Annotated in this window: 23 protein-coding genes, 1 pseudogene and 1 riboswitch; all 24 genes and pseudogenes read left to right on the top strand. The window is 45.4% G+C overall.

Features of this window, described 5'->3' with window-relative positions; genetic code table 11:
- Positions 1 to 11 precede the first annotated feature (11 nt).
- Positions 12 to 677 (top strand): HAD family hydrolase, encoded by a 666-nt coding sequence (locus tag ACESZH_RS12870; protein ID WP_373216884.1) that lies wholly within the window; start codon positions 12 to 14, stop codon positions 675 to 677.
- A complete protein-coding gene (locus ACESZH_RS12865) occupies positions 678 to 2,558 on the top strand; it encodes a YgiQ family radical SAM protein (protein ID WP_373216885.1) in 1,881 nt (626 codons plus the stop codon).
- A 10-nt stretch (positions 2,559 to 2,568) separates the two neighbouring features.
- Positions 2,569 to 3,198: a hypothetical protein gene (locus tag ACESZH_RS12860; protein WP_373216886.1), complete on the top strand. Its 630-nt coding sequence runs from the start codon at positions 2,569 to 2,571 to the stop codon at positions 3,196 to 3,198.
- An 8-nt stretch (positions 3,199 to 3,206) separates the two neighbouring features.
- Positions 3,207 to 4,208 (top strand): RluA family pseudouridine synthase, encoded by a 1,002-nt coding sequence (locus tag ACESZH_RS12855; RefSeq protein ID WP_373216888.1) that lies wholly within the window; start codon positions 3,207 to 3,209, stop codon positions 4,206 to 4,208.
- Positions 4,192 to 4,749 carry a signal peptidase I gene (gene lepB / locus ACESZH_RS12850; RefSeq protein ID WP_373216890.1) on the top strand — a complete coding sequence of 186 codons (558 nt, stop codon included), beginning with the start codon at positions 4,192 to 4,194 and terminating at the stop codon, positions 4,747 to 4,749. Before ACESZH_RS12855 ends, lepB begins: the two co-directional genes overlap by 17 nt.
- 24 nt (positions 4,750 to 4,773) lie before the next feature.
- A complete protein-coding gene (locus tag ACESZH_RS12845) occupies positions 4,774 to 5,307 on the top strand; it encodes a Holliday junction resolvase RecU (protein ID WP_373216892.1) in 534 nt (177 codons plus the stop codon).
- A gap of 133 nt (positions 5,308 to 5,440) precedes the next feature.
- Positions 5,441 to 6,556, top strand: coding sequence for an ATP phosphoribosyltransferase regulatory subunit (hisZ, locus tag ACESZH_RS12840; RefSeq protein ID WP_373216894.1), 1,116 nt, complete (start codon positions 5,441 to 5,443; stop codon positions 6,554 to 6,556).
- Position 6,557: 1 nt separating this feature from the next.
- Complete coding sequence (hisG, locus tag ACESZH_RS12835; RefSeq protein WP_373216896.1) at positions 6,558 to 7,193, top strand: ATP phosphoribosyltransferase; 636 nt, start codon at positions 6,558 to 6,560, stop codon at positions 7,191 to 7,193.
- A gap of 31 nt (positions 7,194 to 7,224) precedes the next feature.
- Positions 7,225 to 8,526, top strand: coding sequence for a histidinol dehydrogenase (gene hisD / locus ACESZH_RS12830; protein ID WP_373216897.1), 1,302 nt, complete (start codon positions 7,225 to 7,227; stop codon positions 8,524 to 8,526).
- A gap of 11 nt (positions 8,527 to 8,537) precedes the next feature.
- Entirely contained in the window at positions 8,538 to 9,125 is a 588-nt protein-coding gene (hisB, locus tag ACESZH_RS12825; protein ID WP_373216898.1) for an imidazoleglycerol-phosphate dehydratase HisB, read from the top strand.
- 18 nt (positions 9,126 to 9,143) lie between these two features.
- Positions 9,144 to 9,488 (top strand): annotated as a pseudogene (locus ACESZH_RS12820) (HisA/HisF-related TIM barrel protein); the annotation flags it as partial.
- Between the two features lie 324 nt (positions 9,489 to 9,812).
- Positions 9,813 to 10,427 carry a bifunctional phosphoribosyl-AMP cyclohydrolase/phosphoribosyl-ATP diphosphatase HisIE gene (hisIE, locus tag ACESZH_RS12815; protein ID WP_373216961.1) on the top strand — a complete coding sequence of 205 codons (615 nt, stop codon included), beginning with the start codon at positions 9,813 to 9,815 and terminating at the stop codon, positions 10,425 to 10,427.
- A gap of 13 nt (positions 10,428 to 10,440) precedes the next feature.
- Positions 10,441 to 11,871, top strand: a complete 1,431-nt coding sequence (locus ACESZH_RS12810; protein WP_373216899.1) for a VanW family protein — start codon at positions 10,441 to 10,443, stop codon at positions 11,869 to 11,871.
- 276 nt (positions 11,872 to 12,147) lie between these two features.
- Entirely contained in the window at positions 12,148 to 12,459 is a 312-nt protein-coding gene (locus tag ACESZH_RS12805; RefSeq protein WP_373216901.1) for a DUF6110 family protein, read from the top strand.
- Positions 12,456 to 14,528: a heavy metal translocating P-type ATPase gene (locus ACESZH_RS12800; protein WP_373216902.1), complete on the top strand. Its 2,073-nt coding sequence runs from the start codon at positions 12,456 to 12,458 to the stop codon at positions 14,526 to 14,528. The genes ACESZH_RS12805 and ACESZH_RS12800 overlap by 4 nt, the downstream gene beginning before the upstream one ends.
- A 157-nt stretch (positions 14,529 to 14,685) precedes the next feature.
- Positions 14,686 to 14,889: riboswitch (cobalamin riboswitch) on the top strand.
- A 231-nt stretch (positions 14,890 to 15,120) separates the two neighbouring features.
- On the top strand, positions 15,121 to 16,128 hold the full coding sequence (locus tag ACESZH_RS12795) for a sirohydrochlorin cobaltochelatase (RefSeq protein ID WP_373216903.1): 1,008 nt from the start codon (positions 15,121 to 15,123) through the stop codon (positions 16,126 to 16,128).
- 43 nt (positions 16,129 to 16,171) lie between these two features.
- Positions 16,172 to 17,065 (top strand): hypothetical protein, encoded by an 894-nt coding sequence (locus ACESZH_RS12790; RefSeq protein WP_373216905.1) that lies wholly within the window; start codon positions 16,172 to 16,174, stop codon positions 17,063 to 17,065.
- A 142-nt stretch (positions 17,066 to 17,207) separates the two neighbouring features.
- Positions 17,208 to 17,552 (top strand): hypothetical protein, encoded by a 345-nt coding sequence (locus ACESZH_RS12785; protein WP_373216906.1) that lies wholly within the window; start codon positions 17,208 to 17,210, stop codon positions 17,550 to 17,552.
- 128 nt (positions 17,553 to 17,680) lie between these two features.
- Positions 17,681 to 19,192 carry a 4Fe-4S dicluster domain-containing protein gene (locus ACESZH_RS12780; RefSeq protein WP_373216907.1) on the top strand — a complete coding sequence of 504 codons (1,512 nt, stop codon included), beginning with the start codon at positions 17,681 to 17,683 and terminating at the stop codon, positions 19,190 to 19,192.
- A gap of 115 nt (positions 19,193 to 19,307) precedes the next feature.
- Positions 19,308 to 21,197, top strand: coding sequence for a TIGR03960 family B12-binding radical SAM protein (locus ACESZH_RS12775; protein ID WP_373216909.1), 1,890 nt, complete (start codon positions 19,308 to 19,310; stop codon positions 21,195 to 21,197).
- Positions 21,181 to 21,888 carry a TIGR03936 family radical SAM-associated protein gene (locus ACESZH_RS12770; protein WP_373216910.1) on the top strand — a complete coding sequence of 236 codons (708 nt, stop codon included), beginning with the start codon at positions 21,181 to 21,183 and terminating at the stop codon, positions 21,886 to 21,888. The genes ACESZH_RS12775 and ACESZH_RS12770 overlap by 17 nt, the downstream gene beginning before the upstream one ends.
- Positions 21,881 to 23,098: a ribonuclease E/G gene (locus ACESZH_RS12765; protein WP_373216911.1), complete on the top strand. Its 1,218-nt coding sequence runs from the start codon at positions 21,881 to 21,883 to the stop codon at positions 23,096 to 23,098. The genes ACESZH_RS12770 and ACESZH_RS12765 overlap by 8 nt, the downstream gene beginning before the upstream one ends.
- A gap of 87 nt (positions 23,099 to 23,185) precedes the next feature.
- Positions 23,186 to 23,650, top strand: a complete 465-nt coding sequence (locus ACESZH_RS12760; protein ID WP_373216912.1) for a hypothetical protein — start codon at positions 23,186 to 23,188, stop codon at positions 23,648 to 23,650.
- Between the two features lie 250 nt (positions 23,651 to 23,900).
- Positions 23,901 to 24,206: a 50S ribosomal protein L21 gene (rplU, locus tag ACESZH_RS12755; RefSeq protein ID WP_373216914.1), complete on the top strand. Its 306-nt coding sequence runs from the start codon at positions 23,901 to 23,903 to the stop codon at positions 24,204 to 24,206.
- Position 24,207: the final 1 nt, after the last annotated feature.

Here is a 24,207-nt window from a genome sequence, read left to right as displayed (position 1 = left end):
GGGAGGTACACATGCTGACAGAAATCGAAGCCGTAATTTTTGACCTGGATGGGACACTTGTGGACTCCATGTGGGTGTGGAGCCAGATTGACATTGATTTTTTAGGAAAATATGGTCTCACAGTGCCTGCTGGTCTGCAAAATGATCTGGAAGGAATGAGCTTTACAGAAACTGCCGTCTATTTTAAAAAACGTTTTTCCCTTCCTGAAACCGTGGAAGAAATCAAGCAGGTCTGGCAGGATATGGCAATGGATGCCTACTGCACAGCCGTTCCATTAAAACCAGGTGCAAAGGAATTCATCGCATATTTAAAAGAAAAGAACATACGGCTGGCAGTAGCCTCCAGCAATTCCTACGGTCTCATTGATGCGGTGCTGAAAAGCCACGGCGTCCGGGAGTATTTTGACAGCATCATTACCTCCTGTCAGGTCAACAAAGGAAAACCAGCGCCGGATGTATACCTGGAAGCGGCGCGTCAGCTTCACACAGAAGTTTCGCAGTGTCTTGTGTTTGAGGACATCATTCCCGGCATTCTTGCCGGAAAAAATGCAGGAATGCGCGTCTGTGCAGTGGATGACCGTTACAGCCGTCCGCAGGAAAAAGAGAAAAAAGAAACAGCCGACTACTTTATTACCTCGTATCACCAGGTAATAGAGGGCTCTTACGAGGAAACATAGATGCAAAATTTTTTGCCGATAACAAAAAAAGAGATGAGAGAAAGAGGATGGGAGCAGGTTGATTTCGTCTATGTGACAGGAGATGCCTACGTAGACCATTCCTCTTTTGGCGCTGCCATAATCAGCCGTCTTCTGGAAAGCCGCGGATACCGTGTGGGCATGATCCCACAGCCGGACTGGAAAAGGAAGGAGAGCATCCAGGTGTTCGGGGAACCGCGTCTTGGTTTTCTGGTGACAGCGGGAAATATGGATTCCATGGTAAATCATTATACGGTTTCCAAAAAGCACAGACAAAAGGATGCCTATTCTCCCGGTGGCAAAATGGGGCTTCGGCCTGACCGGGCGGTGATCGTATACAGCAATCTCATCCGCCAGACTTACAAAAAAACGCCCATCATCCTGGGCGGAATTGAGGCAAGTCTGCGCAGGCTTGCCCATTATGATTACTGGGATAACAAAGTAAAGCACAGCGTTTTGCTGGATTCCGGCGCTGACCTTATTTCCTATGGAATGGGAGAGCATTCTGTTTTAGAGATCGCGGAGGCGCTGGAAAGCGGAATTCCTGTTGGAGAAATCACCTATGTATCAGGGACGGTTTACAAAAGCAGGGACCTGTCAAAAGCGTATGATCCTGTTATCCTGCCGTCCTTTGAGGAAATTCAGGCAGACAAAAACGCCTATGCCAAAAGCTTTGGTATCCAGTATAAAAATACAGACCCCTTTACAGCCAGACCAATGGCGGAATCCTATGGAAATAAAGGCTATATTGTACAGAATCCTCCTTCTATGCCTCTCTCCGGTGAGGAAATGGATGACATTTATGGGCTGCCATACACGGGCCGGTACCATCCTGTATATGAGAAGGATGGGGGAATCCCCGCTTTGGAGGAGGTTAAGTTCAGCCTCACAAGCAATCGGGGCTGCTTCGGCGGATGCAATTTCTGTGCCCTGACCTTCCACCAGGGAAGGATCCTTCAGACCAGAAGCCATGAATCCATTCTGACTGAGGCAATTAAGATGACCCAGGACCCGGATTTTAAAGGCTATATCCATGATGTGGGAGGACCAACCGCTGATTTCAGACGCCCCTCCTGCGATAAGCAGCTTACAAAGGGAGTCTGCCAGAACAGACAGTGCCTTTTTCCTACGCCATGTAAAAATCTGGTGGCGGACCATAAGGACTATGTTTCCCTTCTCCGTAAGCTTCGTGCTTTGCCAAAGATAAAAAAAGTATTTGTCCGTTCGGGTGTGCGATTTGATTATGTTCTGGCGGATCCGGACAAGACTTTTTTGCAGGAGCTTGCCAGGTATCATGTCAGCGGTCAGCTCCGCGTGGCTCCGGAGCATGTTTCCGATGAGGTACTGAAATATATGGGAAAGCCCTCCCATAAGGTTTACGAACAGTTTTTAAAGGAATTTGACAGGGAAAATAAGCGGGCAGGCATACAGCAATATGCGGTTCCCTACTTTATGTCCTCCCATCCGGGATGTACCATGAAGGAAGCGGTAAAGCTGGCAGAGTATGTGCGTGATCTGGGCTTTACACCGGAACAGGTACAGGATTTTTATCCAACTCCGTCCACCCTTTCCACCTGTATGTATTATACCGGCATCCATCCGCTGACAGGGGAGAAGGTATATGTTCCGAAAAATCCCCATGAAAAAGCCATCCAGCGGGCTCTGATGCAGTACAAGAATCCTGCCAACCGGGAGCTGGTACTGGAAGGGCTGCGGATTGCCGGGCGTATGGATTTAGTAGGATATGGAGAAAAATGCCTGATCCGACCGATTTCCAAAAAGCAGGATACCCATTCAGGTGTTATCAGAACGCCGAAAAAGAAGACAATCCGAAATGTACATGCGGGAAAAAAGAAAAAATAGGAGTGTTTTGATGAGCAAAACCGAAAAAAACAGAAAAAATAAAATTCAAAAAGGGGATTTCGGCTATTTCAAAAAGGAAAGAAAGCGCCGGATCATCATTACGGCGATCCTTCTGGGCGTTCCCCTGTTTATCTTTTTTACCATGTGGGCCTATCACGGCACCCGAAATACGATCTGGACAGTGATCGCAGTGGTTGGCTGCCTGCCCGGGTGTAAATCCATTGTAGATCTGATCATGATCGCCATGCGAAAACCCATGGATGAAAAGCTTTATGATCAGATACGTACTCATCAGGGAAACCTGGTAATGGCATATGAAATGTATATGACCTTTTATGAAAAAAGCGCATATATTGATGCGATTGCCATATGCGGAAATACAGTGGTCGGCTATAGCAGCGACCCTAAGATCGATTCCGCATTCATGGCATCCGAAGCCCAGAAGCTGGTGCGGAAAAACGGTTACAAGATTGATTTTAAGATCCTGAAGGAGCTAAATACATTCCTGGAGCGCCTGGATTCCATGAATCAGCATATGGAATCCCTGGAAAGCGGCATCAAGTTCACACCGGATGAACGTTATCCGGGTTATACCAGAAACGATATGGTCAAGCACACCATTCTGAGACTTTGTATCTAGGAGCAGGCATGAAGGAATTTATTATAGAAACCAATGAAGCGGGGCAGCGATTTGACAAATATCTTACAAAGCTCTTAAAGGAAGCGCCGAAAAGCTTTTTTTATAAAATGATGCGAAAGAAAAACATTACTCTGAACGGCAAAAAAGCTACAGGTAATGAAAAGCTCTCTGTTGGGGATCATGTAAAGCTGTTTTTAAGCGACGAAACCTTCGAGAAATTCTCCGGCAGTCCGGTGGAGTGCCTTTCCGCCGCCCAATGTGAGATTTCGGTTCTTTATGAGGATGAGGATGTAATTCTGATCAACAAGCCTGCGGGAATGCTTTCTCAGCCTGCAGATAACCGGGAAGCATCACTGGTGGAATATCTGATAGGGTATCTTCTGAAGGAGCAGGCAATCACCGGCGAGGCACTTAGAACCTTTAAACCTTCGGTGTGCAACAGGCTGGACCGGAACACCAGCGGAATCGTGGCTGCGGGGAAAAGTCTGACAGGCCTTCAGGAGCTTTCCAGGCTTTTCCATGACAGAACGCTTCACAAATATTATCTCTGCCTTGCAAAAGGAACCATAAAAAATGAAAAATATATCAAAGGATATTTGCATAAAGACGAAAAATGTAATAAAGTAACAGTATATGAAGAAATGCGGGAGGGAGCTCTTCCTATTGAGACAAGGTACCGTCCTCTTGGCAGCAGCGGGCGTTCCACGCTTCTTGAGGTTGAGCTGATTACAGGAAGGCCGCACCAGATACGCGCACACCTGGCCAGCATGGGGCATCCTCTGGCTGGAGATACCAAATATGGAGATAAAACATATAATAAGTATTACCGTGAAGCGTATCACTTAGATCACCAGCTTCTCCACGCCTTCCGTCTGGAGATCCCGGAGATCACGGGAAAACTTTCCTATCTGTCAGGCAGAACCTTTCAGGCTCCCTTGCCTGAGCTTTTTCAACATATATTGAAGGATGAACAATTAGAGGAGAATAAATATTATGAAAATCTGGCATGAAATCTGGGATTATGTAAAAATGATCGTCATTGTGGTAGTTGTGGTCCTTTTTCTCAACAACGTGGTTTTGATCAACGCGAGAATCCCATCCGCTTCCATGGAAAAAACAATTATGACCAAGGACCGCATTTTTGGTTTTCGTCTTTCATATGGCGTCAACCTTAATCTTTTTGGCAATGAGATATCCAAAAAGGTTAAGGACCCGGAACGGTTTGATATTGTAATCTTTAAATACCCGGATGATGAGAGCCAGCTTTTTATCAAGCGTGTGATCGGGCTTCCAGGTGAAACCGTTGAGATCGTAGACGGAAAGGTTTACATTGACGGTTCGGAAACACCTCTTGATGACTCTTTTATACCGGAGCCTATGTATGGAAGTTTCGGGCCTTATGAGGTGCCGGAGGACTGTTACTTTATGCTTGGGGATAACCGCAATAATTCCAAGGACTCCCGTTACTGGAAAAATACTTTTGTACGCTTTGACCAGATCGTGGGAAAAGCCATTGTGAGATATTATCCGTCTATAAAACTTCTGAAATAGCTGTCCGAAAGGAGTACATAAGCTATGGCAACCTGGAACAGCAGAGGTTTAAGGGGTTCTACTCTGGAGGACCTGGTAAACAGGACAAATGAACAGTACCGGGAAAAGGGGCTGGCTCTGATCCAGAAAGTCCCGACCCCCATTACCCCGGTACGCATGGATAAAGAACACCGCCATATTACGCTGGCCTATTTTGACCAGCGCAGTACGGTGGATTATATTGGAGCAGTACAGGGGATTCCTGTCTGCTTTGATGCAAAGGAATGCAGCGCTGAGACCTTCCCTCTTGCAAACATCCACCCCCATCAGGTGGATTTCATGAGGGACTTTGAAGGACAGAACGGCGTGGCATTTTTTCTTCTTTTTTTTAGTCACCTTGATCTTTTTTATTATCTGCCGCTTCGGAATTTAATGGCTTTCTGGGAGCGCAGGGAGGACGGAGGCAGAAAAAGCTTTCGCCGTGAAGAGCTTGATCCGGACTTTTATCTTCCGAAAAAGAGTGGATTTCTCATTCCCTATCTGGAAGGACTGCAAAAGGACCTGAAAATGCGGGATTGACATTCCCATACAATTCCACTATAATTCTAAAGGATATAATGCTACGGTATGCTACCATGGTAGCGTGCTAAAGTATTTAATAAACAGGATTCTCAACACAGTACTCAATTATTTTCATTACGGAGGATACAACATGCAGAGAATTTTTCATACACCGGAGGGTGTACGGGATATTTACAATGGAGAATGCAGCCAGAAGAGGAACCTTCAGAAAAAGCTTCATCATGTGTTCCATCAGTACGGCTATCAGGATATAGAAACACCGACCTTTGAATATTTTGAGGTTTTCAGCAGAGAGGTCGGAACGATCCCGTCCAGGGAACTATACAAATTTTTTGACAGGGAAGGGAATACTCTGGTACTCAGGCCGGATTTTACACCTTCCGTATCCAGAGCCTGCGCAACCTATTTTTCACCGGAAAGTGAAGTTGTCAGCCTTTGCTATACCGGAAATACGTTTATCAATAATTCAAGCTTCCGGGGAAGGTTAAAGGAAACAACGCAGATGGGAGTGGAAAGGATCGGGGATGATTCTCCCGAAGCGGATGCGGAGCTTCTGGCAATGACCGTGGAATGCCTTCTTGCTGCGGGGCTTAAGGATTTCCAGGTAAGCGTAGGACAGGTAGATTATTTTAAATCCATTTTGGCACAGACAGGAATGGATGCGGATTCCCAGGAGCAGCTCCGTGCATTGATCTCCCAGAAAAACTATTTTGGTGTGGAAGAACTGGTGCAGGAGCAGAAGCTTGACGATTCGACTGCTAAGGTATTTTCACAGCTTCCGCAGATGTTCGGTTCTGTGGAGATCCTGGAAAAAGCAAAATCCATGACGGATAATAAGAATGCGCTGGCTGCAGTGGCTCGCCTTGAGGAAATCTACGAAATCCTGAAGGATTACGGGTATGAGAAATATGTAACCTTTGATTTTGCAATGCTGAGTAAATATCACTATTATACGGGCATTATTTTCCAGGCATTTACCTACGGCACCGGAGAACCGCTGATCAAGGGAGGGCGCTACAATGAGCTGATGAAGCATTTTGGAAAGCCTGCTGCCTCCATCGGTTTTGCCATTGTGGTGGACAACCTTCTTTTGGCATTGTCAAGACAGAAGATCAGCCTGCCAGAGGAAGATGAGGTGATCGTCCTTTTCTATAAAAAAGAAGACAGGGCACAGGCGATCGCCAGGGCAAAGGAGCTTCGCACCCAGGGCAAGAAAGTAGCACTGCGTCTGGAAAAGGAGGATTAACATGAGATACCTGACATTTGCCCTGACAAAGGGTAGACTGGCAAATAAAACACTTGATATCCTGGAAAAGATCGGCATCACCTGTGAGGAGATGCGTGACAAGGATTCCCGAAAACTGATTTTTGTAAATGAAGAGCTGAAGCTTAAATTTTTCCTCGCAAAAGGTCCTGATGTGCCTACCTACGTAGAGTACGGTGCAGCAGACATCGGTGTGGTGGGAAAGGATACCCTCCTGGAAGAGGGCAGGAAGCTTTATGAGGTTATGGACTTGGGCTTTGGTGCCTGCCGCATGTGCGTCTGCGGACCGGAAAGCGCAAGGTCGGTGCTTCAGTCCAATCAGCTTATCCGGGTGGCGACTAAGTATCCCAATATTGCAAAGGATTACTTCTATAATAAAAAGCACCAGACTGTTGAGATCATAAAACTGAACGGTTCCATTGAGCTTGCGCCTATAGTGGGTCTTTCCGAGGTGATCGTGGACATTGTGGAGACAGGAAGCACTTTAAGAGAAAACGGCCTGAAGGTACTGGAGGAGGTATGCCCCCTTTCCGCCCGCATGGTAGTAAACCAGGTCAGCATGAAAATGGAAGATGAAAGAATCCGAAAACTTATTGAAGATTTACGGGAAGTATTATAGACTATCGAAAAGCAGGAAGGACGATAACAAGATGCGTACAGTGACACTGACAGAAGAAACAACCAGGGACCTTCTGGAAAATCTGCTGAAACGCAGCCCTAATAATTACGGTAAATTTGAGGCTGCTGTTGCAGACATTCTGGCAAGGGTAAAGGCAGAAGGGGATGAAGCTCTTTTTGCATATACGAAGGAATTTGATAAGGTAGAGGTTACCAGGGAAACAATCCGTGTGACAGAAGAGGAGATTCAGGAAGCCTACAAAAAAGTGGATGCTTCCCTGATCGATGTCATCCGGAAAGCTCTTGTAAATATCAGAAGCTACCATGAAAAGCAGAGACAGAACAGTTGGTTTACCAGCACAGAGGCGGGAACCATGCTTGGTCAGAAGGTGACACCTTTAGATCGTGTAGGTGTATATGTTCCCGGCGGCAAGGCCGTTTACCCTTCCTCTGTCCTTATGAACATTGTTCCTGCCAAAGTAGCAGGCGTACCCCACATTGTGATGACCACACCGCCTGGTAAGGATGGAAAGGTAAATCCTTCTACCCTTGTGGCTGCAAAAGAAGCAGGAGCTGACGAGATTTACAAGGTGGGCGGCGCACAGGCCATCGGCGCTTTGGCATACGGCACAGAAAGCATCAAAAAGGCAGACAAAATCGTAGGACCGGGTAATATTTTTGTTGCTCTTGCAAAGAAGGCAGTTTACGGACATGTGAGTATTGATTCCATCGCCGGACCAAGTGAGATCCTGGTTCTGGCAGATGAGACGGCAAATCCACGTTATGTGGCCGCTGATCTTCTTTCTCAGGCAGAGCATGACGAGCTGGCATCTGCTATTTTGATCACCACCAGCAAAGAGCTGGCAGAAAACGTAGAAAGAGAGATTCAGGGCTTTTTGAAGGTTCTTTCCAGAAGAGAGATCATTGAGAAGTCCCTGGAAAATTTTGGCTATATCCTGATCGCGGAAAATATGGATCAGGCGGTAGAGGCTGCCAATGAGATTGCCTCCGAGCACCTGGAAATCGTGACAAAAAATCCGTTTGAGGTCATGATGAAAATAAAAAATGCAGGAGCTATCTTTATCGGAGAATACAGCTCTGAGCCTCTTGGGGACTATTTTGCGGGACCAAACCATGTACTGCCAACAAACGGAACGGCAAAGTTTTTCTCTGCCCTTTCAGTTGATGATTTTGTAAAGAAATCAAGCATTGTCTACTATTCTCAGCAGGCACTGAAGGACATCCATAAGGACATCATCCAGTTTGCCGCCTCTGAGCAGTTGACTGCACATGCAAATTCCATTGCTGTCCGTTTTGAGGACGAAGAAAAATAAGAGGAGGCAATATGGCTAGAGAAGCATCTGTTGAGAGAAATACAAAAGAAACAGAAATTAAGCTGAAGCTGACCCTGGACGGTACCGGATATTCTGATATTGAAACAGGCGTAGGTTTTTTTGACCATATGCTTGACGGATTTACACGCCATGGCTTATTCGACCTGTGTGTACGTGTCCACGGTGACCTCCATGTGGATGATCACCACACCATAGAGGATACGGGTATTGTTCTGGGAACCGCTATCAAAGAGGCACTTGGGGACAAAAAGGGGATCCGCCGCTATGGAAGCTGCATCCTTCCCATGGATGAATGCCTGGTGCTCTGCGCTGTGGATCTGTGCGGACGACCTTATTTTTCCTGGGATGCTCAGTTTACATCGGACAAGATCGGAGATATGGCATCAGAGATGGTAAAAGAGTTTTTCTATGCCATTTCCTACACAGCAGGAATGAACCTGCATATCAAGGTGCTGACCCCTGGAAATAACCATCACATGGCAGAAGCCATGTTCAAAAGTTTTGCAAAGGCTTTGGATATGGCAGTTTCTTCTGATCCCAGGATCACGGATGTACTTTCCACCAAGGGCAGCTTATAATAAGGAGAACCAATTGATATGAATAACAAATTGATGATACCCTGTCTTTACCTCCAGTCAGAAAAGGCTGTGACAGGATTTGGACAGAGAAATCTTTTCGGTGACGGGGACGTGGAAGCCCTTGCCGGATTTTACAGCGACAACGGAGCAGATGAGCTTCTGGTATTCGACTTTTCTTCCGGTGATGCTGAGCACGAAAAGGCGATCAGCAGGATCAAGGATATCTGTGATGCTTCTGAAATTCCGGTGGTGGCAGCCGGAAACATTAAGCGCATGGAGGATGTAAAAAAGCTGATCTACGCCGGTTGCGCCAAAACAGTTCTGAATTTTTCCAAGCAGAGCAACATTGATCTTCTGGAAGAGGTTTCCAAACGTTTTGGTAAAGAAAAAATGATGGTGAGCATTTCCGCCTTAGAAGAATTCACTTCCAATAAGCACATGATCGAAACTTATGCCGCAGGCGTTCTCGCTCTGGATACGGTTCAGGATTCTATTGCGCAGATTTCCGCGATACCGGTTGTGCTCCACACAGATGACAGCAGAAAAGAAAATCTTCTGGAACTTCTCTCCAGCGATTCAGTAGGCGGTTTAAGCGGTGCCTATGTCAGCAGCACCAGGACAGATCTTCTGGCCTTTAAGGAAGAGTGTAAGGCGCTGAATATTCCTGTCAATACCTTTGAGAGTGCGATCTCCTGGTCTGACTTTAAGCTGAACAGCGATGGACTGATTCCAGTGGTGGTGCAGGATTATAAAACAGACCAGGTGTTGATGATGGCATATATGAATGAAGAAGCCTTCAACACTACCTTAAAAAGCGGAAAAATGACTTACTGGAGCAGAAGCCGCAGCGAGCTTTGGACAAAAGGGCTGACTTCCGGTCATCTTCAGTATGTAAAATCCCTGACCCTTGACTGTGACAATGATACCATTCTGGCAAAGGTTGACCAGATCGGGGCTGCGTGCCATACCGGAAACAGAAGCTGCTTCTTTAAGCCGCTAATCAAGAAGGAGTACAATGACACCAATCCCCTTCATGTTTTTCAGGATGTATATGATGTGATCGCGGACAGAAAAGAGCATCCAAAGGAAGGCTCCTACACCAATTATCTCTTTGATAAGGGAATCGATAAGATTCTGAAAAAGGTGGGAGAGGAGTGCACAGAGATCGTCATTGCGGCCAAAAACCCTGACAAGGAAGAAATCAAATATGAGATTTCCGATTTCCTGTATCACGCCATGGTCCTCATGGTGGAAAAGGGCGTCACCTGGGAAGACATTACCAGAGAGCTTGCGAGAAGATAAAAGGTTATAGTGTATGAATAGACAAATGAGAAACAGCCTGATCAAGGCTGCCATCGTAATCCTGTTTCTGGCAGGTGCATACAGCCTGTGGTGCCATTTGCTTTCCGATGATGTCATATGGAAAAATATCACAGTAAACGGCATTTCCCTTCAGGGCATGAAAAAACAGGAAGCTGTAGATGCACTGAGAGATGATTTCGAAGCCAAATATAAAGATTCCTGTATGACAGTCCGGCTAAATGAAGAAACTTACCAGGTGTCTATTTTTCCGCTTCTTGACCTGGATGCGGAGCAAATTGTGGAATCTGCATATTCCCTTGGTCACGGTCCCTGGTATAAACGGGGAACGGACCGCATCCATTTTATGAATTCCGGGCAGGACAGACAGGAAATCAGCCTGATGCCTTTTGCCGCATATACGAAAAATCTGGATTCTGTTCTTTCTGACTCAGGTATTGAAAAAGGCGGGACGGTTGTGGAATCCTCCTGGCGTGTCACAGACACCTCTCTGGTCATCACAAAAGGAAAAAGCGGCAATGCCCCGGATATGGAAGAACTGAAAAAGATTATTTTGGAGCATATTGCTTCCGAGGAATTTGAAGGGTCGATTGATTGTCCAACTGTGGATGCCTCACCGGAAGCGTTGGACTTTGATGCCTGTTACGAGGAGGTTTATAAGGAGGCGGCAGATGCCTCTCTTGATGAAAAAACACTGGAAATTACGCCTTCTGTAACAGGAGTTTCCTTTGATCGTAAGACTGCCAAAAAGAAGTATAAGGCAGCAAAGGAAGGGGAAACGGTCACCATAGAGCTGACTCTGACACAGCCTGAAATTGCCACTGAGGATATTGAAGCCCTGCCTTATCTGGACCTTCTGGGAAGCTATACCACTTACGGCGGCGGAACTCCGGAGCGGATCACAAATCTGGAGCTTGCTGTAGCAGGGATCAATGGGGTGGAGATTCAGCCCGGAGGTGTTTTTTCCTACAATGAAGCTCTGGGTCCCAGAACAGCAGAGAGAGGCTATCAGGTTGCTACTGTGATCGTAAACGGAGAGCATGAAAAGGGAATCGGCGGCGGTATCTGCCAGATTACCACAACGCTGTTTGTGGCAAGCCTTTATGCGGATCTGGATATTCTGGAACGCCATAATCATTCCGGAAGAGTGGATTATGTAGACGATGGTTTGGATGCTGCCGTGGTTTACGGCGGTCAGGATTTCCGATTCCAGAATAACACCGGATATCCCATAAAAATTACTGCCAGCTATTATAACGGCGCAGTCAATGTAAAAATATATGGAACAAAGACTAACGAAAATACCGTAAAGCTGTCCACGGAACAGATTGATGAGAATAGCTGCAAAACCTTCCGAAGCATCTATGACGAATCAGGCGGGCTTCTGGAAACACAGCAGATCTGTACAAGTACATACAAAAAATAGTTTGATCAAAATGGCGGATACCTGACATATCAGATATCCGCCGTATTTTTATGCAATCGAATACTGACAAAATGGATAAAATTTCTCATTAAGCACAAAAGGACTGGAAAATGCCTAAAATGCAGTTACAATAAGGTGGTAACCATTGTAGAAGAATGCAAGGAGGTATTGAACATGAAGAAACATAAATTCTGGGCATGGGCTACAGTAATCTGCTTTATCTTAACGATCTATACCGGATACGAGCATAAATAAGAGACAGAGGAGGACACATTTATGACAGACTTTAACTTTAAGAAATCAGGACTTTTTGCAGCAGGTGTGCTGTTTGGCACCGCCGGAATTAAAATTTTAACTAGTGCAGATGCTAAGAAGCTTTATACGCATTGTACGGCAGCCGTTCTTCGTGCCAGAGATTGTGTGATGAAGACAGCTACTACACTTCAGGAGAATGCGGAAGACATTTATGAGGATGCAAGACAGATGAATGAGGAGAGAGCCGCAAAAGCAGAGGTATTTGAGGATTTCTGTGAAGAAGAAAATGAAACTGTGAGAGATTCTGAAGGTGAGGAAGCGACTGAAGCATGAGATTCGTCATTAAGCATGAGGGTAAAGGACGTATGCGGATTCATGTTCTGCAGGACAGAATGACCTTTCAAGAAGCCGACATGCTTCAATACTACCTCAGTATGCAGTCTGGCATAACGTCTGTAAAGGTTCGTGAGCAGACACAGGATGTTTCAATTTGCTATGAAGGTGAAAGGAGTTCGTTGATCCTTCTGCTCCGGCGTTTTTGCTATGACACAGTAGAAGTACCGGAAGCCTGCCTGGATAACTCCTCCAGACAGCTAAATGATCATTATAAAGAAAAACTGGTTCACAGCGTTGTCCTGAAGGCAGGAAGCAGGATCTTTCTTCCTTATCCGGTAAGAGCCGGGATTACTGTGATAAAATCGATCAAATATATATACAGGGGCTTAAAGACCCTGGCTTCCGGAAAGCTGGAAGTACCGGTGCTGGATGCAACAGCGATCGGAGTTTCTCTGATCCGGCAGGATTTTAATACAGCAAGCTCCGTCATGTTTTTACTTGGAATCGGAGAAATCCTGGAAGAATGGACACATAAAAAGTCTGTAGATGATCTTGCCAGAAGCATGTCCCTGAATGTAGGGAAAGTCTGGATGCTGCAGAATGGGCAGGAGATTCTGGTACCTGCTTCTGAGATCCAGGCGGAGGATCAGGTAGTGATCCATATGGGAAATGTAATTCCGTTTGACGGAGTTGTGACGGACGGAGATGCTATGGTCAATCAGGCATCTCTTACCGGTGAGTCCCTTCCGGTACATAAATATACCAACGGCTATGTTTATGCAGGAACAGTGGTGGAAGAAGGGGAGCTGACGGTCTGTGTAAGAGAAGTAGGCGGCTCAGGACGGTATGACAAGATCGTTTCCATGATCGAGGAGTCAGAAAAGCTGAAATCTTCTCTGGAAAGTAAGGCGGAGCATCTTGCGGACAGGCTTGTGCCATATACCTTTGCAGGAACAGCTCTTACCTGGCTTCTGACGCGCAATGCTACAAAGGCAATCTCTGTTTTAATGGTTGATTTTTCCTGTGCACTAAAGCTTGCCATGCCGGTTTCCGTTTTGTCAGCTATCCGCGAGGCAAGTGTTTACGGCCTGACGGTAAAAGGCGGTAAATATCTGGAGGCAGTGGCAGAGGCGGATACCATTGTATTTGATAAAACAGGAACTTTGACAAAAGCGTGTCCAACGGTTGTAGATGTCATTTCATTTAATGGGGAAGCTCCCGATGAGCTACTTCGGATCGCTGCCTGCCTGGAAGAGCATTTTCCGCATTCCATGGCAAAAGCAGTGGTGGATGCTGCGAAAGCAAAGCGTCTTGGACATGATGAGATGCACTCCAAAGTGGAATATCTGGTAGCACATGGGATTTCTTCCAAGATTGAAGGAAAGAAGGTCATTATCGGAAGCCATCATTTTGTTTTTGAGGATGAGGCATGTACGATACCAGCCGGAATGCAGCATAAATTTGAGATGCTTCCATCAGGCTGTTCCCATTTATACCTTGCGATTGAAAATGAGCTGGCGGCTGTTATCTGTATCGAGGATCCGCTGAGGCAAGAGGCAGCAGAAGTAATCCGTTCCCTGAAGGATTCCGGGATCAGCAAGGTGGTCATGATGACTGGCGACAGTGAGCGGACAGCCTGCGAGATTGCCCGTATGGTGGGAGTGGATGAATATTATTCGGAGGTACTTCCGGAAGATAAAGCAGGGTTTATCGAAAAAGAAAAAGCTGCCGGAAAAAAAGTGATCATGATCGGCGATGGAGTAAATGATTCGCCGGCACTCTCAGCTGCAGATGTGGGAATCGCCATCAGCGACGGTGCAGAAATTGCCCGTGAAATTGCAGATATTACGGTGAGCGGAGATAATCTGTATCAGGTAGTTGCACTGAAAAAGATCAGTAACGGCCTGATGAGAAGGATCCAGGGAAATTACAGGATGATCGTAGGAATCAATACCGGCCTGATCCTTCTAGGTGTTTTCGGCGTTATCCAGCCAACTGCGTCAGCCCTTCTTCATAACACTTCAACCCTCGCTATCAGTCTGAAAAGTATGGAGAATCTAATATAGAAAATATAAAAATGCTGTTCCTGTATAAGGGCGGCATTTTTATATTTTGAGGATGGGAAATATGCTGATAGAAGCAGCAAAAGGGAGCAGAAAAGTTTCTGTAAAATCCGTGTAAGAATTATTGCCAATTGTTTTTATATGTGCTATACTAACTACAATTTCATAAGATACAGAAGGTGAGAAAACGGAATGATCCGTTTTTGTAAAAGGGAAACAGGTGAGAATCCTGTACGATCTCGTCACTGTAATTAAGGAGTGTTGGGCCGGGCAGTTTAGCCGCTGCAGTCACTGGGAAACTGGGAAGATAGCCCTGCATGATGATTTATAAGCCAGGAAACCTGCCTATCTGTTGGTACTGGAGCTTCGGGTTCCGAATCACGAGTAATTGGTTGTACCGTTTTGATGATATACTTACATTTTGTATATTCATGATTGAAGTCAAATCCTTTTACCCATGTAGAAGGATTTTTTATTTACAGATCATTGTTTTGATGCCCGTTTTTCCTGTACCGCTTACATAAGCTGATGTACTAAAATGAAAATATATCAACATCAGGGAGAATCCAAGCCGATTCTAGAACAGGAGGAAGAAATGAAAAACAAAACTGTAAAAGCACTTGTTATGGCACTCGCAGTGTCCACGATCACTATGATGGGTTCCGTAAGCACATTTGCTGAGGAAGCTGAGGCTACAGAAGAAGGTGTTGAAGCAGAAGAAGGCGAAGAGGCAGAGGAAGCCGAGGATGAAGAAAACTACGAAACCGGTGATGCTTCCAAAGACAATCCCAGAAACCAGGATGAGATCGGTGAGAACGAACTGTTAGTAGTAAGCTTTGGTACCAGCTTCAATGATAACCGTGTTGCAACGATCGGTGCAATTGAAGATGCAATGGAAAAAGCTTTCCCGGATTACTCCGTAAGAAGAGGTTTCACAGCTCAGATCATCATTGACCATGTACAGAGCCGCGATGGCGAGGTAATTGATAACTTCGGACAGGCTTTGGAAAGAGCTGTTGATAACGGAGTTAAGACTCTGGTCGTACAGCCTACTCATCTGATGAATGGCCTTGAGTACAATGATGTTGCAAACGAACTTGCTGAATATACAGACGCTTTTGAGAATGTTGTACTTGGCGAGCCGCTGCTGACTTCTGACGAAGACTTTGCTGCAGTTGAAAAAGCAATTACAGAGTGGACTGCTGATTATGATGACGGCGAGACTGCTATCATCTTCATGGGCCATGGTACAGAGGCAGAATCAAATGCTGTTTATTCTAAAATGCAGGATAAACTGACAGAGGACGGATATGACAATTACTTTGTCGGCACTGTAGAGGCAGAGCCATCTCTTGAGGATGTTCTGGAACTGGTTCAGGCCGGCGATTATAAGAAGGTTATTCTTGAGCCTCTGATGATTGTAGCTGGTGACCACGCAAACAATGATATGGCTGGTGACGAGGAAGGCGCTTGGAAGAAGACCTTCGAAGATGCCGGATATGAAGTAGAGTGCCTGCTTCGCGGACTTGGCGAGAATGAAGCAATTCAGAATCTTCTGGTAGAGCATGCACAGGCAGCTATCGATCAGGTAAGCGCTGAGTAATAATTCCAGACTTCAAAATAATAAAAGAAAAGAGTAGAAATTCATGAAAAAATTACAGGTAACAGCATTGATATTGATGCTTTCTGCTTCCATGGCACCCATTACCTGCTTTGCAGAGGCAGAAAACACAGCGGCAGAAGAGTCTGCAGCGGAAGAGAGTGTGGCATCATCTTCTGAGCTGGGGCCGCAGAATGAGCTTTCCGATGAGGGGCTGAGTGCGGTAACGGCAAAGGATGTGGAGGAAGGAACGTATTCTATAGAAGTGGAATGCAGTTCTTCGATGTTCCCGATTGACGACTGCCAGCTTACTGTTAAGGATGGAAAAATGAGCGCTGTCCTTACTATGGGAGGGCAGGGTTACCTGAAATTATATATGGGTACTGGTCAGGAAGCTGCTGGCGCTTCGGAGGATGAGTTCATTACGTTCGTGGAAAACGATCAGGGAAAACAGACCTACGAAGTTCCTGTGGAAGCTCTTGATCAGGTGATCAACTGTGCAGCTTTCAGTAAGAGAAAGCAGAAATGGTATGACCGTACTCTGATTTTCAAAGCATCCAGTCTTCCTGATGGCGTTCAGAAAAATGTCCAGATGACAACCCTTGAGGATTTGGGGCTGGAGGATGGAGAATATCTGGTTGACGTAGAGATCGGGGGCGGCTCCGGTCACACGAAGATTGAGAGTCCGGCACCGCTTACCATAAAGGATGGGCAGGCAGAAGCGACAATCGTATGGGGAAACTCGAATTACGATTACATGAAGATCAAAGAGGAAAAATACGAATGGGATGGAAATGGAGAACATTCCACCTTTGTCATTCCGGTAACCGGATTTGATTATAAGATGCCTGTTATGGCAGATACTGTGGCACTTGGAACCCCGCGTGAACTGGATTATACTCTTACTTTTTACTCAGATACGATCGTAGAAGCAGAGTAAGGATTGTAAACAGCCCCTGGCAAAACTGTTTTATCGGATTTGCCGGGGGTTTTGTATATATTATCTTGCATCGCCATCATTTAAATGCTAAAATATAGACAGTAAAAATGTCACAGATAGACCCAGCACAAAAGGCAGGCATATGAGAAAAAAAACATTCAAAGTATTAAGGATTGCATTGTATATCGGAATGGGTGTTGTAACAGGACTGTGTTTGTTCTATATGATGGTTACCGGGGCACCGGAGGATGCAGCGCTATTGGGCAAATATTTGATCTGTGCTGCAGCTCTGTCTGTTGTGATTCCGGCGTTTCTCTGCATAAGCTGTATCCGGTCTGAGTATTTGGATGTTCCGGAAACATCTGAGAGCACACAGGAAATACCGGAAGATGATTCCGTCTTAAAACTGGTCAGCGCTTTTGCAGAAAAAAAGAAATTGACCGATGAAGAAAAAGAAGACTTGTTAAAATATTTACAGGATTTATAGTATGCTGCTGATGTGCTTGAGCAGGTCAACGCTATGACCCTTAGAAGGCAGTTATAGTAGAGTAAGCTATAGCTGCCTTTTCATTTTAGCTTTATATTTTGATATTCACAATAAAGGAGAGACAAGAAATGAGAGGAGTTTACACTTCGGTTAATGACATCAGAAAAATGGTTTTTGAAGAAGTAGCACGATTGTCCTATGAATATAAGGATGGTGACCTGTCACAAATGGAGCAGATTCCCTACCGTATTATTCCAGGGGAAGTTTCTACTTATCGTGAGAGTGTTTTTCTGGAGAGAGCCATTGTAAAGGAAAGAATGCGCCTTGCTATGGGACTTCCGTTACGTTCAGCTTCCGAACATGCGCCTGTATCGGAGGGAGCCCATGAATGCGTAAAACCGGAGAAATATTATCAGCCCCCTTTGGTAAATATCATTAAATTTGCTTGTCATAAATGCCCGGATAATGAAGTAATGGTGACAAACGCATGCCAGGGCTGTCTGGCACATCCCTGCAAGGAGGTATGCCCCAAAAAAGCAATTTCTTTTAAAAACGGAAAATCCGTAATTGATCAGGATAAATGTATAAAATGCGGAAAATGCATCAATGCTTGCGCATACGGCGCTATCATAAAGCTGGAACGTCCATGTGCCAAGGCCTGCGGTATGAATGCGATCGCTTCGGATGAATACGGACGTGCTGATATTGACCAGGAAAAATGCGTATCCTGCGGTATGTGTCTTGCAAATTGTCCTTTCGGCGCCATTGCCGATAAAGCCCAGATTTTCCAGACCATTCAGGCAATCAAGAGCGATGTTCCTGTCTATGCGGCAATTGCACCTGCTGTGGAGGGACAGTTCGGACCGAAAATGTCGCCCGGAAAAATACGTTCCGCATTTCAGGCATTAGGCTTCGAGGATGTGGTAGAGGTTGCAATAGGAGCGGATCTCTGCACGATCGAAGAGGCTAAGGATTTTGTCCAGGAAGTACCGGAAAAGCTGCCATTTATGGCAACCTCCTGCTGTCCGGCATGGTCCATGATGGCAAAGAAGTTATTCCCGGAGTATAAAGAGTGTATTTCAATGGCATTGACTCCAATGGTATTGACAGGGCGAATGATCAAAAAACAGCATCCCGGATGTAAAGTGGCATTCATCGGCCCATGTGCAGCGAAAAAGCTGGAGGCAGGAAGAAAATCCATACGCAGCGATATTGACTTTGTATTGACCTTCGAAGAAGTTATGGGAATGTTTGAGGCAAAAGAGGTTGACTTTTCAAAGCTGGAGGAACAGCCTCCTATGCATGGGGCAAGCGGTGACGGACGCGGATTTGCAGTAAGCGGCGGCGTAGCTGATGCTGTAGTAAATTGTATCAAAGAGTTATATCCTGACCGGGAGGTCAAGGTAGAAAGTGCAGAGGGACTGGCAAACTGTAAAAAGCTTCTGACCATGGCAAAATCCGGCAAATACAACGGATATCTTCTGGAAGGTATGGCTTGTCCGGGCGGCTGCGTGGCAGGTGCCGGAACGGTTCAGCCCATTGCAAAATCGACAGCAGCAGTAAAACTCCGTAAAAAGAACTCTACTACGGACCATGCACTGAAGAGCGATTACCGTGATCTGCTGGAATATCTCGACTAGTACAGAGGATAAAAAAAGAATCTCACTGCGAGGTTCTTTTTTTATGTTGATGAAATAACTGATTTATGTTAAAGTTCATTAATGAGACAAATTGATATCAGAAGGAAAATATATAATGAGAAAATTAGCTTTAGATGATGAAATATTGCTGCAGGTTGATAAATCGGCCCGGTATATCGGAGGCGAGGTCAATTCTGTAATGAAAATGGACGAAAGAGGAAATGTGGATCCCAAAGTAGCTATCCGTGTGGCATTCTGTTTCCCGGATGTTTACGAGATTGGTATGTCCAATCTGGGCATGATGCTGCTTTACAATATGTTTAACCAGCGTGAGGATGTCTGGTGTGAGCGAGTGTATTCCCCCTGGCTGGATTTAGACAAGGTAATGCGGGAGAAAAATATCCCTCTCTTTGCCCTGGAGTCCCAGCATCCCATAAAGGACTTTGACTTCCTTTGTATTACCCTTGGTTATGAGATGTGCTATACCAATGTTCTGCAAACGCTTGACTTGTCCCATATGCCTCTCCTTGCAAAGGACAGGGGCGAGGACTGTCCCATTGTAGTGGGCGGCGGTGCCTGCGCCTATAATCCGGAGCCTCTGGCTGACTTTTTTGATCTGTTTTACATCGGAGAAGGGGAAGCTGTCTATGATAAGCTTTTCGATGTTTACAAAGCCAATAAAAAGGCTGGCGGAACAAAAGGTGATTTCCTGATGCTTGCTGCACAGATTCCAGGCATTTATGTTCCGGCATTTTATGATGTGACCTATCATCAGGACGGAACCATTGCCTCCTTTGGACCAAACCGTGAGGGCGTGCCGGAAAAAGTAGAAAAACAGCTTATCATCAACATGGATCAGGGCTATGTGCCCATTGAAAAGCCTGTTGTGCCTTTCATCAAGGCAACCCAGGACCGTGTGACTCTGGAAATCCAGAGAGGCTGTATCCGTGGCTGCCGTTTCTGTCAGGCGGGAATGATCTACCGTCCAACCAGAGAGCGGGATGTGGAAGCGTTAAAAGCTTCCGCAAAAGAAATGTTGAAAAACACAGGACATGAGGAAATCTCCTTAAGCTCCTTAAGCTCCAGTGACTATTCCTCTTTAGAAGAGCTGGTGACCTATCTTATTGATGAATTCAAAAGTGCAGGAGTCAATATTTCCCTTCCGTCCCTGCGCATTGATGCCTTTGCGCTGGATGTCATGAGCAAGGTTCAGGATGTAAAAAAAAGCAGCCTGACCTTTGCGCCGGAAGCTGGTTCACAGAGACTGCGGGATGTTATCAATAAGGGACTTACAGAGGAAAACATTCTCCACGGTGCAAGAGAAGCATTTTGGGGTGGCTGGAACCGCGTAAAGCTGTACTTTATGCTGGGACTCCCAACTGAAACAGAAGAGGATATGAAGGGAATTGCTCATCTTGCAGAACGGATTGCAGAAGAGTATTACGACACGGTACCAAAGGAGAAGCGCCATGGCAAGGTGCAGATTGTAGTGAGCACCTCCTTCTTTGTACCTAAACCGTTTACACCTTTCCAGTGGGCTGGCATGTATTCCGAACAGGACTTTATCGGCAAGGCAAAGGTAGTAAAAGAAGAAATCCGTGCCCAGTTAAACCAGCGCGCTATCAAGTATAATTGGCATGAGCCGGACGTGACCATTTTGGAGGGCTTTCTTGCCCGCGGTGACAGAAGGTGTGCTGCAGTCATCCAAAAGGCTTATGAAAAAGGCGCACTTTATGATGCCTGGTCCGAAAGCTTTTCTTATGAAATCTGGCAGGAGGCGTTTTGTGAGACCAATACGGACCTGGATTTTTATACTCTTCGGGAACGTGACACGGATGAAATCCTTCCCTGGGATTTCATTGATGCCGGAGTAAGCAAGGAATTCCTGCAGCGGGAATGGAAACATGCAAAAGAAGAAACGGTAACTCCGAACTGCCGTCAGAGATGTTCCGGCTGCGGGGTAAAACAATACGGAGGAGGCGTGTGCTATGAAGGTAAGAATTAAATTCAGCAAGACAGGTCATACAAAATTCATAGGACATCTGGATACCATGCGCTATTTCCAGAAAGCAGTCCGCCGGGCAGAGCTGCCTATCGCTTTTTCCGGAGGCTACAGTCCTCATATGATCATGTCCTTTGCGGCTCCTCTCGGAGTAGGGATTACGAGTCAGGGCGAATACTTTGATATGGAATTGACAGAAACTGTTCCGACGAATGAAATTGTGAGAAGATTAAATGACACAATGGCAGAAGGCTTCCGGGTGCTCGCTGCCCGCCAGGTAGAGGATGGAAAAGCGGGAAAGGCGATGTCCCTTGTTGCTGCTGCTGATTATTATATTGAGTTTCGGGAAGGCAAAGAACCGGAAGCTGACTGGAAGAAAAAAATCCCGGAATTTTTAAGCCAGAAAGAGATTCTAGTTTCAAAGGTTACAAAAAACGGGGAGAAAATGGTTGATATCCGGCCCTATGTTTATAAAATGGGGATTCAAGGGGACAAAATTTTTATGATGCTCGCCTCAGCCAGTGCAAATTATACAAAACCGGAAACGGTAATGAATGCTTTTATCCAGTGGCTGGGAGAGGAGCCAAAGCCTTTTGCCTGCATGATCGAGAGGCTTGAGGTGTATGCCGACAAAGGAAAAGATGAAAATCATAAATTTGTGACTCTGGAAGCCCTGGGAGAAGAAGTTGAATAAGTTAATCATTACGGAAATGAATATCAAAGGTGTACCCTGTTTGATCTGTGCAGCAGAAGAGGAAGGGCGCATTATGGAAATACGGCTGGAGCCTATGGGGAAAAAATCTGTTCTTGGCAATATTTATGTCGGGCAGGTAGAGAATATTTCTTCCAATATCGGTGCTGCCTTTGTCCAGATTTCTCCTGGAGAAAGATGCTATTTTCCTTTGGCTGAGGAAAAGTATTGTATTTATGCTTCTGCCCGAAAGGAAAATCGTCCCCTGAAGCCTGGCGATGAGATTTTGGTACAAATAAACCGGGATGCCATGAAGGGAAAGCTGCCGGCGCTTACCTCCAATCTGAATTTTACCGGCAAATACCTGGTACTTACAACAGGCGATAAAAAGTTTGGCCTTTCCAACAAGCTTTGCAGTGAGGATCGGAGCAGGCTTTCAAAGTGGCTGGAAGACGAGATACTGTGCCCGGATAAAGAGTATGGGATCATTGTAAGGACAAATGCTGCGGATGCGGAAAAAGAAGAAATCCTCCGTGAGCTTTCCTATTTGAAAAAACAATACCAGAAGGTCGCTGTGGATGGAAAAAGCCGTACCTGTTTCAGCCGTCTTTATGAAACAGAGACTTTTTATATCTCTGCAGCCAGAGATGCTAACAGCAGAGAACTGAGTGAGATTGTTACAGATGTTCCTGGTGTTTACGACCGGATCGCCCAATACCTTTCGGAAAACAGTGCAGACGAAAAGGATAAGCTCCGCATGTATCAGGATAAGCTTCTTCCTTTGCATAAGCTCTATAGTTTGGAAAAAGCGATTGAGACCATTGAGAAGGAAAAGGTCTGGCTGGACAGCGGAGGCTTTCTGGTCATTCAGCAGACGGAAGCCTTTGTATCCATTGACGTGAACAGCGGAAAATTCATGGGCAGGAAAAAGGCAGAGGAAACCTACCGGAAGATTAATCTGGAAGCCGCCCGCGAAATTGTCAGACAGCTTCGTTTACGCAATCTTTCCGGTATTATTCTCATCGATTTTATCAATATGGAAAATCCGGACCATCAGGATGAGCTTTTTCATGTGCTTCAGAAGCTTCTGCGGAAAGACCCTGTCCGGTGCAGGGCGGTAGATATTACCCCATTAAATATTCTGGAAATGACCAGAAAAAAAGTACGCCGCCCTGTCATTGAGGATCTGCGTGAGCTGTGTAATGCTTTATAATAATTTAAGTTTTTACGTATGTACTTTCAGAACGATTCGTGCTATAATTATCACACGGGGCATGAAGAACTCAGAAAGGAGGAGATTGTGAATACGGAAATAATACTTGAATTGATCTTAAGCGAATTACAAAAGATAAACTCACGTTTAGACAGGATCGAAGAAACGATCAGCACAATGAAACAGGATATTACTGATATCAAGGCAGAGCAGGCTGTCATGAAGCAGGACATTGCTGATATTAAAGCAGAGCAGGCTGTCATGAAACAAGATATTAGAAATATGAAGGCCAGCATCTATGACTTACAGCTTTCCATGGGCAAAGTGGAGCAGAGACTTACCGAGCTGGAAAAATCGATGACAGCTCTCCGACTGTTTATTGAACAGAATGTGGAATACCGCATAAAAACAATTGCTGATGGTCATCATATGATCATTGAGAAGATGAACCATATAGAAAAAATGAGCCGAAACTATGAGGCCATTTCCCTGAAAGTGGATATGCACGACTGTGCGATCAAGCAGATCAAACAACATCTGGCTATGGCATGAGTCGGCATCTGTCTATGATTTCTGTCTTTTCTTCATTGAATACATAAGATAAAAAGGGCGGGCCGGAGAGAAATTCCGGTCTGCCTTTTCAGTTGCTCAACCATGTTCTGACGAAAATACAAAAAAATTTCCGAAAAATATTGACGAATCATTTTCCATCTGATATTATAATTGAGTATGCCGCACAAAGAGGTTGAAGAGTCTACGGACCACCATATTTGGCGAGTAAAGTTTATAGGAGGTGCCACAGATGTACGCAATTATTGCAACAGGTGGTAAACAGTACAAAGTTGCTGAAGGCGACGTGATCAGAGTTGAGAAACTCGGTGTTGAAGCTGGTGAAACCGTTACTTTTGACAATGTTATTGCAGTAAGCAATGATGGATTAAAAGTAGGCGAGGACGTAAAGGATGCCAGTGTTACCGCTTCTGTAGTTGAAAACGGAAAGGCTAAAAAAGTCATCGTTTACAAGTACAAGAGAAAAACTGGATATCACAAGAAAAACGGTCACAGACAGCAGTACACCAAAGTTAAAATCGAAAAGATTAACGGTTAAT

Source organism: Ruminococcus sp. 5_1_39BFAA, from assembly GCF_964240875.1.
Classification (GTDB): domain Bacteria; phylum Bacillota; class Clostridia; order Lachnospirales; family Lachnospiraceae; genus Blautia_A.
This window is presented reverse-complemented; position numbering and strand designations above follow the sequence as displayed.